The following is a 9,854-nucleotide window of genomic DNA, read 5'->3' as shown; positions in this document are numbered from 1 at the left end:
ACAAACCCGGCAACAGCTCCCGAGCCTGCCGCCGGCTGAACCCACCCGCTCCTCGAGGCGGCCTGACCAGCACCACGGCACCGGCTCCGGCACCGGCTCCGCCGTCAGCGCCTCACAGAAGCAGCCGGAAAGCCCGCAACCACAAACCCGGCAACGGCTCCCAATCCCGCTCCGGCAGGCGGCTGAAACCGAGCCGGGTGTAGAGGCGGTGGGCGGTCTGCATGGCGTCCAGACTGGACATCACCACGGCGCGGGCGCCGATGGCACGCGCCCGGTCGAGCACCGCTCGCGTGAGGGCCTCGCCGACGCCGCGGCCCCGGGCGGCCGGTGCGGTGGCCAGCATCCGGAACTCCAGCTCACCGTCGCGGGCGATTTCGGAGTAGTGCGTTCCCGGGTGGACGATCGTGACCGAGCCGAGCAGGCCGTCGTCGTCGGTGGCGACCAGGAGTTCGGCATGCTGGGCGCGGTGGGCGGCGTCGGTCAGTTCGCGCACGTAGTCGTCGTCCGCGGTGATCAGGCCGTCCGCGAGGTAGGCGGAGGCGGTCAAGGTGCCGACGGCCGCATACTCCTCGGGGCGCGCCGGTCTGACGGACACCTCGCTCACCGGCCACCTCCGGCTGAGATCACTACGGACACAACGGCCGGCCCTACCGCTCTGGCGTGCGCCTCACTCACCGGCCGGCTCCTCCGTCGGCAACGCCACCTCGGCGGCTGCCTCGGGGCCGCGGTCCAGCAGCACCTGGAAACCGCCCTCGTCGAGGATCGGGACCTTCAGCTGCACCGCCTTGTCGTACTTGGACCCCGGCGCGTCGCCGACCACGACGAACGCCGTCTTCTTCGACACCGAGCCCGCGGCCTTGCCGCCGCGCGACATGATCGCCTCCTTGGCCTCGTCGCGCGAGAAGGTGTTCAGCGAACCGGTCACCACGATCGACAGGCCCTCCAGCGTGCGCGGCACCGACTCGTCGCGCTCCTCCGCCATCCGGACCCCCGCGCGGCGCCACTTCTCCACCACCTCGCGGTGCCAGTCGACGGCGAACCACTCCCGCAACGCCCCGGCGATCGTCGGGCCGACACCGTCCACATCGGCCATCGCGGCCTCGTCGGCGTTCTCGATCGCATCCAGCGAGCCGAACTCGCGCGCCAGCGCCTGCGCCGCGGTGGGGCCGACGTGCCGGATCGACAACGCCACCAGCACCCGCCACAGTGGACGGTCTTTCGCGCTGTCCAGGTTGGCCAGCAGCTTGCGCCCGTTCGCCGACAGCTCCCCCGCCTTGGTGCGGAACAGCTCCACCCGGCCCAGCTTCTCCTCGTCCAGGTCGAAGATGTCGCCCTCGTCGACGACCACACCGGACTCCAGCAGCGCCGTCGCCGCCTCGTAGCCCAGCATCTCGATGTCGAACGCGCCGCGCCCGGCCAGGTGGAACAGCCGCTCCCGCAACTGCGCGGGACACGACCGCGCGTTGGGGCAGCGGATGTCGACGTCGCCCTCCTTCTGGTGCGCCAGCTTCGTGCCGCACTCCGGGCAGAACGTGGGCATGATGAACTCGCGCTCGTCGCCGGTGCGCACGTCGACCACGGGGCCGAGCACCTCGGGGATCACGTCGCCCGCCTTGCGGATCACCACGCGGTCGCCGATCAGCACGCCCTTGCGCTTGACCTCCTGCGCGTTGTGCAGCGTCGCCATCGCCACCGTCGACCCGGCCACCTTCACCGGCTCCATCACCGCGAACGGCGTGACCCGCCCGGTGCGGCCGACGTTGACCTGGATGTCGAGCAGCCGGGTGGTCGCCTCCTCCGGCGGGTACTTGTAGGCGATGGCCCACCGCGGCGCGCGGGACGTGCTGCCCAGCCGCCGCTGCAGCGACACCTGGTCGACCTTCACCACGATGCCGTCGATCTCGTGCTCGGCGTCGTGCCGGTGCTCGCCCCAGTACCGGATGTGGTCCAGCAGTTCGGACGCCTTGTCGACGACCTTCGTGTGGCTGGACACCGGCAGCCCCCACGCCGCCAGCGCCTCGTAGGCCTCCGACTGCCGGGCGGGCTCGAAACCTTCGCGCTTGCCGAGGCCGTGGCAGATCAGCCGCAGCTTGCGGCTGCGCGTGACCTTCGGGTCCTTCTGCCGCAACGACCCGGCCGCGGTGTTGCGCGGGTTCGCGAACGGCGGCTTGCCCGCCTCGACCAGCCGGGCGTTGAGCTCCGCGAAGTCCTCGACCCGGAAGAACACCTCGCCGCGCACCTCGACCAGGTCGGGCACCGGGTACTCGTCGGTGCCGGTCAGCGTTTCCGGCACCTGCTCGAGCGTGCGAACGTTGAGCGTGACGTCCTCACCCGTCCGCCCGTCGCCGCGGGTGAGCCCGCGGACCAGCCGCCCCTTCTCGTACAGCAGGTTGATGGCCAGGCCGTCGATCTTGAGCTCGCACAGGTACTGCGTGGCCCCGCCGACCTCGCGCTCCACCCGGTCCACCCACGCCCGCAACTCGTCCTCGTCGAAGACGTTGTCCAGGCTCATCATGCGTTCGAGGTGGTCGACCGCGACGAAGTCGGTGGAGAACGTGCCGCCCACGTTCTGCGTCGGCGAGTCGGGCGTGGCCAGCCCCGGGTACTCCGACTCCAGCCGCTCCAGCTCCTTGAGCAGCGCGTCGAACTCGCCGTCGCTGATGACCGGCGAGTCCAGCACGTAGTACCGGAACTGGTGCCCGCGCACCTCTTCCGCGAGCGCGCCGTGGCGCTCGCGGACCTCGGCGGGAACCTCGGTGACGTCCTGTGCGGCTGGAGTCTCACTCACAGTCCGTCAGCTTAGTCAGCACCACCGACAGTTTCCGGGTGTTCCTCGTCCAGACCACGGACCAGGTCACGCAGTTCGAGGAGCGTGATGGCGCCGGCGGGCTCGGTCTCGGCCGTCTCCACCCTGCGTAACCGTTCCGCCGCGAGGCGTTCGCCGAGCGTGGCGTCCAGCGGCAGGAACGTCATCGCCGACCGCGCGGCCGCGTCGAGTTCACCCAGCAGCGGGTGGTGGACCGCGACGTCGACCACCCCCTCGGCCTCGTCCACCTGCGCGGCGACCCGGACGTCGGCCAGCGCGACCGAGCGCGTCCCGAGGTTCACCGTCACGCCCGTCGGATCAGGCACCGGCGGCACCGAATCGTGGTACTCCCAGATCGCGTCCTCGGGCGGCGCGGCGGCCTTCCACGCGTCGGTGAACGGCCGCAGCGCCGGGTCCTCCTGCCCGCTCACCACGAGGGCGTAGATGGCCCGCTGCCCTCGTTCGAGTGACACGTGCAGGTGCGGGTGCAGCTCGGCGACGGCCGCGGCCAGCTCGCCCTCGACGCGCTGCGGCTCGCGGTCGCCCAGGGCCGCGCTGATCTCCGGCAGCATCTCCGCCCAGCGGCGCCAGAAGCGTTCCGCGGCCGCCACCGGGTCGTCCGGCACCGCCTGCTCCGGCCACGCCGTGCGCGGGTCGGGCAGCTCGTCCTCCGGGCGCCGTCGTCGAAACCATCGCATCGGGTAGGTCCTACCAGCCTTCCGGCGGCTCCACGAACGCTTTGCCCAGATCCGTGGTCAGCTTCAGCGCGCGGCGCACCCAGTCCGCGGTCGCCCCGGCGAAGCCGCACGTCGGCGTCGGCACCGCCCGGTCGGCCAGCGTCGAGCGGTTGAACCCGAGCCGGTCGGCCAGTGCCAGCGCGGGCTGCGCCAGCTCCCGCAACGCGGGCCGCCTGGCCGGCTCCAGCGCCGGCACCAGGCCGAGGAACAGCACGGTCCCGCTGTCCCAGGCCTCCCCCAGCTCGTCGAGCAGGGTCGAGGGCGCTCCGCCGAGCAGCGTCGCGTCGATCGCCAGCGCCCCCGCGCCCGCGGCGTGCAGGAGGCCGACCGGCGGACGCGCGGCGCAGCAGTGCACGACGACCGGCTGCCCGGTCAGCTCGCCCGCCCGCTCGATCACGCGGCTCAGCAGTTCCCGCGCCTCCGGCTCGGGGACTGCCGGGACGGTGCCGTATCCCGACGGCGTCGGCAGCGAACCGGCCAGCACGGCCGGCAGGGTCGGCTCGTCGAACTGGACCACGACCTCCGCGCCGGTGCGCGCCTTGAGCTCCCCGACGTGCGCGGCGAGCCCCTCCAGCGCCGATTCAGCGAACTCCCGCACCGCGCCGCGGTCGGTGAGCACGCGGTGCCCGCGCGGCAGCTCGATCCCGGCGGCCAGCGTCCACGGCCCGGCCAGCTGCGTCTTGATCACGGGCGCGGCACCCGCCTCGGTGACCGCGTCGAGGTCCCAGCGCAGCAGGTCGACCGCGCGCCGGTGGTCGCGCCCCGGCCGCGCCGCGACCCGGTAGCCGCTGGGCACGACCTCGATCGCGAGGTCCACCAGCATCGCGGCGGTGCGGCCGATCAGGTCCGCGCCGACGCCCCGGGCAGGCAGTTCCGGCAGGTGCGGGAACTCGGGCAGCTCGCCGAAGACGACGGCGGCCGCCTCCGCGGGGTCGGCGCCGGGCATCGATCCCACCGCGGTGGCCGCACCGGGTGGCCAGACGTGTTCGCTCACACCCCGATTCTCCAAGGCCGCCCCGCCGGTCGCGCCGCGGCCCCGCGCGCGGCCCGGAAAATGGCGCCGGGAGAAATAGCGGAAAGGCGCCGATGTCGGTAAATCCGGTCAACCGGACATTTCTCCGCAATTCCCCGGTCGTCTCCCGTTCTTGATTTCCGCTGGCTAACCTTGACGGGCATGACGAGCGGTTCGCGGCACGCGGGCGGTGGCACCCTGTTCACCGAGCCCTTCCTGGTGGTCAGCCACCGTGCCGGGGCGGCCGGACCCGGCGTGCGGGACCAGCACGGACGGCCGCTGGGAAGTGTCGCGGAAGCCGATTACGGCACGTTCCGGAAAGCGTTGTGGGCGCTCACCGGATCCGCCCGCTTCCGCCCGAACTGTTTCGCCGTGCGCGACTCCGGCGGAAGTGTCGTGCTGAAAGTGCGGGCGCACGACTCGCGCTTTCTGGTGACGCGCGCGGACGGCACGCCGATCGGCGGAATCGAGCCCGACGGGCCGGACCGGTTCACCCTGTCGGCCCACGGCCGCGCGGCGGGGGTGCTGGAGCACCGGCGGACGCGGGAGTTCAGCATCACCGACGCCTCCGGCCGGGAAGTGGCGCGCGCGGCGGACGGGGACGGCCGCGACTACGTCGTGGAGGTGTTCGCGCAGCTCACGGATCCGCTGGCGAGCCTGGTGCTCGCCGCGGCGCTGACCGTGGACACCGCGCTGCGGCCGGGGTGACACGGGTCTCAACCACGGCAGGTGGACATTCCACCCGGGAAGTTCCAAAGTGAAATTTCCCGGGTCGGAAAGGACGATGAGGTCTCGTGGAAGCAACTCCGGAAGGCAGCGCCGAGTGGAGCGAGCCCGGCCTGTACACCGTGGCGCCGGGCGTGCACCGGATCCCGTTGCCGCTGCCGAACGACGGGCTGCGGGCCGTCAACGTCTACGCCCTCACCGAGGGGCCGGACCTGGTCCTCATCGATTCGGGCTGGGCGCTGGACGAGGCGCGCGAGCAGCTCGCCGCCGCGCTCAAGGGGCTGGGCGCGGAACTCGGTGACGTGAGCCAGTTCCTGGTCACCCACGTGCACCGCGACCACTACACGCAGGCGGTCGCGCTGCGGCGGGAGTTCGGCGGGCGGATCGCGCTGGGCGCGCTGGAGGAACCGTCGCTGCGCATGACGGCGGACCCGGACGTGGTGCCGCTCATCGGGCAGATCCGGTCGCTGCGCATGTGCGGCGCGGATCCGGTGGCCGACGAACTGGTGCGGGTGTTCGAGATCCACGGCCGCAACACGGAGGCGTCGATCTGGGAGCGGCCCGACGAGTGGCTCACGCCGGGCCGCCGGTCCGTGCTGCCCAGCAGGCAGCTCGACGTCGTGCACACGCCGGGGCACACGGCCGGGCACGTCGTGTTCGACGACGGCGCGGCGGGGCTGATGTTCACCGGCGACCACGTGCTGCCGCACATCACGCCGTCGATCGGTTTCCAGCCCGCGGTGGCGGAGATGCCGCTGCGCGACTTCCTGGACTCGCTGCGCCTGGTGCGGGGCATGCCGGACCGGCGGATGCTGCCCGCGCACGGCCCGGTGGCCGACAGCGTGCATGCCAGGGTCGACGAGCTGCTGGACCACCACGCCCAGCGGCTCGACGTCATCGCGACGACCATTGTGGACGGTGCCGCGACCGCGTACGAGTCCGCGCTGCGGCTGGGCTGGACGCGACGGCAGCGCAAGCTGGGCGAGCTGGACGTGTTCAACCAGATGCTGGCCGTCCTGGAGACCGCGGCGCACCTCGACCTGCTGGTGCACCAGGGCAAGCTGGCGCTGCTCGTCGAGGACGGGGTGCGGCGCTACTCGGTGGCCTGAGCGGGCGGCGAGGACGGCCGGACGCGACTTCGCGTAGGGTGGGTGCCGGCGGGCGGGTTCGGTCGCCGTCGACGCCGGTTGCGAGGAGCACCGGAACGGTGAACCTGCTGCGATGCTGATGCTCGCCCCCCGCTGCCATCGACTCCGCCGGTCACGGGCTGTTCCCCGGGCCGGCCGTCCTCACCACTTGGCTGCCGCGCCGGACGGCGCCGGCCACCCCTCCAGGAGCTCACCTTGATGCAGACCACCCGTCACACCCGTACCCCGGACGCGGCCGCGCCCGTCCTGTTCAGCCACCCCCTGGTCGAGGAGCCCGCGCGGACCGCGGGCGAGGTGGACGTCACCCCCGCGCGGCACGTCCGCTTCGCGGCGCCGACGTCCGCCCCGACCCGCCGCCGGTGACCGGCGCCACGGCGCCCACGTCGTCCAAGACCGGCAGCGACTACGCCGCCCTGTCACGCGAGATCCGCGCCGCGGGGCTGCTGCGGCGACGCCACGGCTACTACGCCCGCCGGATTGCGACCACGCTCCTCGTCTTCGCCGGCGCCTGGACGGCCTTCGCCTTCCTCGGCGACAGCTGGTGGCAGTTGCTGATCGCCGCGCTGCTCGCCGTGGTCTCGGCGCAGCTGGCGTTCCTCGGGCACGACGCCGGGCACAAGCAGATCTTCCGGACGCGCCGCCCCAACGACGCGCTCGGGACCCTGCACGGCGGCCTGATCGGCATGAGCTACCAGTCGTGGATCTCCGGGCACAACCGGCACCACGCGAACCCCAACCACGAGGAACACGACCCGGACCTGGACATCGCTGCGCTGGCCTTCACCCGCGGGCAGGCGAGCCGCAAACAGGGTTTCCTCCGCTGGATGGCCAAGCACCAGGCGGTGTTGTTCTTCCCGCTGCTCACGCTGGAGGGGCTGAGCCTGCACGCCTCCGGCATCCGTTCGGTGTGGCGGGGCGAGACCAGGGCCCGGCGCCTCGAAGGCGCGCTGCTGGTCGCCCACACCGTGGGGTACCTCGCTGCCGTGTTCCTCGTCCTGTCGCCCGGCGTCGCCGTGTTGTTCGTCGTGGTGCACCAGGCGCTCTGGGGTGTCTACATGGGATGCTCGTTCGCCCCGAACCACAAGGGCATGCCGACGGTGACCGGCGAGTCACCGGACTTCCTGCGCAAGCAGGTGCTGACGTCGCGCAACATCCGCGGCGGCTGGTTCACCGACTTCCTGCTCGGCGGGCTGAATTACCAGATCGAGCACCACCTGTTCCCCAGCATGCCCCGGCCGCACCTGCGGCACGCGCAGCCCATCGTGCGGCGGTTCTGCGCCGCGCACGGGATCTCCTACAGCGAAACCGGCCTGGTGCAGTCCTACCGCGAAGTGTTGCGGCACCTGCACGAAACGGGCGCACCGCTGCGGACCGTGTAGTGTTCGTGGTGCCGGGACTTTCCGGCACCACACCGGCCGTTCTTCCGGCCGGGGACGGGAGCGCCGGCATGACGTCGGGTTCACCCAAATCCACCACTTCCACGGCCGCCGGGCAGCCCGGGCCGAGTCTGCGCATGACGCTGAAGCCGGAGGCGGCCACCACCGGGCAGGTCGACGGCGCGTGGTGGCCCAGGTCCCGGGACCTGTCCGCCGAATTGCCCGCGCTGCTCGCGGCGCTGGCGACCCGGCTGGGCGCCGTCGAGCGGTCGACCTACCACCTGGACGGCTGGAACCCCACCGGCACCAAGCTCGCCACCGGCGGGCGCACGGTGCGGCTGGACGGGTTCCGGTCGCAGCGCCCCGGCACCGTCACGCTGGTCGGCACGGGCACGCGCCGCCTGACGCTGTTGGTCGTGCCGCCGGACACCAACGACGCCGCCGCGGCGAAGGCGATGCGTGACGCGTCCCGGCCGGGCGGCGACGACACTGTGGACAGCCTGATCGGCGACGAGCTCAGGAGAACTGCTCCCGCAGCTCGCGCTTGAGGATCTTGCCCGAGGCGTTGCGCGGCAGGTCCGGGACGAACCGGACCGCCTTCGGCACCTTGAACGCGGACAGCCGTGCCCGGACGTGGGCGATCAGCTCCTCCGGCGCGACATCCTCTTTGGACACCACAACGGCGGTGATCGCTTCGATCCACTTCTCGTCCGGGACGCCGATCACCGCGGCTTCGGCGACCGCCGGGTGCGTGTAGAGCGCGTCCTCCACCTCGCGGGACGCCACCAGCACGCCGCCGGTGTTGATCACGTCCTTGATGCGGTCGACGACGTAGATGTAGCCCTCTTCGTCGATCCGCACCAGATCGCCGGAGTGGAACCAGCCTCCGTGGAAGGCTTCCGCCGTCTCCTCGGGCTTGTCCCAGTACCCCTCGCACAGCTGGGGGCTCCGGTAGACGCATTCGCCGGACTCGCCCGGCGCCACGTCGTTGCCCTCGGCGTCCACCACCCGCAGCTCCACGAACAGCGCCGGACGGCCCGCCGAGTCGGGGCGCTCGGCGTGGTCCTCCGGGCGCAGGATCGTCGCCAGCGGGCCGATTTCGGACTGCCCGAAGCAGTTGTAGAAACCGAGCTCCGGCATGGCCTGGCGGAGGCGGTCGAGCACCGGCCCCGGCATGATCGACGCGCCGTAGTACGCCTTGCGCAGCGCGCTCAGGTCCCGCGAGCCGAAGTCGGGGTGGTTGGCCAGCGCGACCCACAGCGTCGGCGCGGCGAAGAACGCGCCGTGCCGGTCCTCGGCGAGCCTGCGCAGGATGTCCGTCGGATCCGGGGTTTCCAGCAGGGTGTTCGTCGCGCCGACGGCCAGCCACGGGACGAGGAACACGTGCATCTGCGCCGAGTGGTAGAGCGGCATGACGTGCAGCGGGTCGTCGTCCGCGGTGAGGTCGAGGCCGGTGATGCACGAGAGGTACTCGTGCACCAGCGCGCGGTGGGTCATCATCGCGCCCTTGGGGCGGGACGTCGTGCCGGAGGTGTACAGCAGCTGCACGAGGTCGCCGTCGGCCACGTCGACGTCCAGCGCGGGCGCCTCACCGGACAGTGCGACCAGCGCGCCCTCGGCGTCGCGCAGCGGCACCACCTGCTCCAGCGGCGGCAGGTTGCCCGCCAGTGCGGGGTCGGCGAGCGCGACTCGGCTGCCGGACTGCTCCACCAGGTAGGCCAGCTCGTCGCCGGTCAGGTTGTAGTTGACGGGCACGTGCACGAGCCCGGCGCGGGCGCAGGCGAGGAAGCCGATCAGGTAGGCGTCGGAGTTCTTGCCGTACGCGGCGACCCGGTCGCCCTTGGCCAGTCCCAGGCCGAGCAGGTGCGCGGCGGCGCGGGTGACGGCCGCGTCGAGTTCGGCGTAGGTCCAGGCCCGGTCGGCGAACTTCAGCGCGACACGGGCAGGCCAGCGCGCGGCGCTGCGCCGGAGGATGTCCGCGACGGTGCTGGAGCGGAGCGTGGTCAAGGGGGACTCCTCCTTCGGCGCCGGTGCCATACTCGACTGTCG

The 9,854-nt window shown here is 72.3% G+C and carries 10 protein-coding genes; 5 read left to right on the top strand and 5 right to left on the bottom strand.

Annotation, left to right across the window (positions count from 1 at the left end; genetic code table 11):
• Positions 1-112 precede the first annotated feature (112 nt).
• The 4 genes from ACCP09_RS03690 to ACCP09_RS03675 form a co-directional block, all read right to left on the bottom strand.
• The gene (locus ACCP09_RS03690; protein WP_123683560.1) at positions 113-604 is read right to left on the bottom strand and encodes a GNAT family N-acetyltransferase; all 492 of its coding nucleotides are present in this window, start codon (positions 602-604) and stop codon (positions 113-115) included.
• Positions 605-667: 63 nt separating this feature from the next.
• Entirely contained in the window at positions 668-2,788 is a 2,121-nt protein-coding gene (gene ligA, locus ACCP09_RS03685) for an NAD-dependent DNA ligase LigA (RefSeq protein WP_433743154.1), read from the bottom strand.
• An 11-nt stretch (positions 2,789-2,799) separates the two neighbouring features.
• Positions 2,800-3,504, bottom strand: coding sequence for a hypothetical protein (locus ACCP09_RS03680; RefSeq protein WP_433743152.1), 705 nt, complete (start codon positions 3,502-3,504; stop codon positions 2,800-2,802).
• Between the two features lie 10 nt (positions 3,505-3,514).
• The gene (locus ACCP09_RS03675) at positions 3,515-4,537 is read right to left on the bottom strand and encodes a methionine synthase (RefSeq protein ID WP_378334446.1); all 1,023 of its coding nucleotides are present in this window, start codon (positions 4,535-4,537) and stop codon (positions 3,515-3,517) included.
• A 180-nt stretch (positions 4,538-4,717) separates the two neighbouring features.
• Between ACCP09_RS03675 and ACCP09_RS03670 the strand changes: the two genes are divergently transcribed.
• The 5 genes from ACCP09_RS03670 (at position 4,718) to ACCP09_RS03650 (ending at position 8,353) form a co-directional block, all read left to right on the top strand.
• Complete coding sequence (locus ACCP09_RS03670) at positions 4,718-5,263, top strand: hypothetical protein (RefSeq protein WP_433743149.1); 546 nt, start codon at positions 4,718-4,720, stop codon at positions 5,261-5,263.
• 86 nt (positions 5,264-5,349) lie between these two features.
• Positions 5,350-6,390, top strand: a complete 1,041-nt coding sequence (locus ACCP09_RS03665; RefSeq protein WP_433743148.1) for an MBL fold metallo-hydrolase — start codon at positions 5,350-5,352, stop codon at positions 6,388-6,390.
• Positions 6,391-6,627: 237 nt separating this feature from the next.
• The gene (locus ACCP09_RS03660) at positions 6,628-6,792 is read left to right on the top strand and encodes a hypothetical protein (protein ID WP_167344601.1); all 165 of its coding nucleotides are present in this window, start codon (positions 6,628-6,630) and stop codon (positions 6,790-6,792) included.
• Entirely contained in the window at positions 6,789-7,808 is a 1,020-nt protein-coding gene (locus ACCP09_RS03655; RefSeq protein WP_433743145.1) for a fatty acid desaturase family protein, read from the top strand. The genes ACCP09_RS03660 and ACCP09_RS03655 overlap by 4 nt, the downstream gene beginning before the upstream one ends.
• A gap of 134 nt (positions 7,809-7,942) precedes the next feature.
• Positions 7,943-8,353, top strand: a complete 411-nt coding sequence (locus ACCP09_RS03650; protein WP_433743143.1) for a DUF5994 family protein — start codon at positions 7,943-7,945, stop codon at positions 8,351-8,353.
• Here the strand turns inward: ACCP09_RS03650 and ACCP09_RS03645 are convergent.
• Positions 8,322-9,812, bottom strand: a complete 1,491-nt coding sequence (locus ACCP09_RS03645; protein WP_433743141.1) for an acyl-CoA synthetase — start codon at positions 9,810-9,812, stop codon at positions 8,322-8,324. The two genes, ACCP09_RS03650 and ACCP09_RS03645, sit on opposite strands and share 32 nt — an antisense overlap.
• Positions 9,813-9,854: the final 42 nt, after the last annotated feature.

The organism is Amycolatopsis sp. 3B14 (assembly GCF_050958625.1).
GTDB lineage: Bacteria > Actinomycetota > Actinomycetes > Mycobacteriales > Pseudonocardiaceae > Amycolatopsis_E > Amycolatopsis_E thermoflava.
The sequence above is the reverse complement of the archived record's forward strand: the minus strand, read 5'-3'. Positions and strand labels throughout refer to the sequence as shown.